This is a genomic window from Acidovorax sp. KPB24-03, from assembly GCF_057546605.1.
Genome location: NZ_BAAJYR010000782.1, coordinates 1 through 908, shown reverse-complemented (window position 1 = coordinate 908; position 908 = coordinate 1). Strand labels below are relative to the sequence as shown.

Sequence of the window (908 nt, the reverse complement as noted above, 5' to 3'; positions counted from 1 at the left end):
CCTGGGCCGAGGCACGCGCCGACGTGCGCGCCGCCATCGCCCGCGTGCAGTCCGCCCAGGCGGCGCTGGACAACGCCAGCGCTCTGCGCAAGTCCGACTGGACGGTGGGGGCCTCGGTGGACCACTACCCCGGCACCTCCAACCGCCTGCTGGAAGTGCGCGTGCAGATCCCGCTCCAATGGGGCTACCAGTTCCAGGGCGAGATCGGCCGCGCCCAGGCCGAGCTGACCCGCGCGCAGGACGCACTGGACAACACGCGCCGCCTGGCCCTTTTGGACCTGCAGCACCTGCAGCAGGCCGCGCTGAGCGCCGCGCGCCGCGCCGCCAGCTACGACGAAGGCGTGCTGCCGCGCGCCCGCCAGGTGGCGCAGAGCGCCGAGCTGGCGTACCGCAAGGGCGCCATGCCGCTGACCGACCTGCTGGACGCCCAGCGCACCCTGCGGGCCACGGCGCTGGAGGCGCTCTCGGCCCGTGCCGACTATGCCAAGGCCCAGGGCGCCTGGCTGCTGCGCACGCAGCCGCAAGCCCTGCTGGGCAGCCTGCCCTGAACGCCCCCCGCCCCAAGTCCAGCCACGCCAATCCATGCCCCGCCGTTCCCCTTCCACCTCTCGTATCGCGAAGTCCACCATGGTGCACCCTGCCCTCTCCCTTCCGCGCCTGACCACCTGCGGCCTGCTCGTCCTCGCCCTGGGCGGCGGCGCGCTGCTGCAAGGCTGCAGCAAGGCCGCCGAACCCGCCGCGGCGCCGGAAGCCGCACCGCCCATCGCCCAATCAGGGCAGCTGCGCTTTCCGCCCGGCCACCCGCAGTTGGCGCTGCTGACCGTGGCCCCCGCGCGCGCCAGCAAGGACATCGCCGTGGACCTGCCCGCACGCCTGGTGTGGAACGAGGAACGCACCCAGCGCGTGTA

1 protein-coding gene and 1 pseudogene are annotated in these 908 nt (G+C 74.0%); both read left to right on the top strand.

What is annotated here, in order from left to right; genetic code table 11:
* The coding region (locus tag AC27KI_RS25975; protein WP_487116721.1) for a TolC family protein at positions 1-548 on the top strand (548 nt) is incomplete at its 5' end.
* Positions 549-627: 79 nt separating this feature from the next.
* Positions 628-908: pseudogene (locus tag AC27KI_RS25970) on the top strand (efflux RND transporter periplasmic adaptor subunit); the annotation flags it as partial.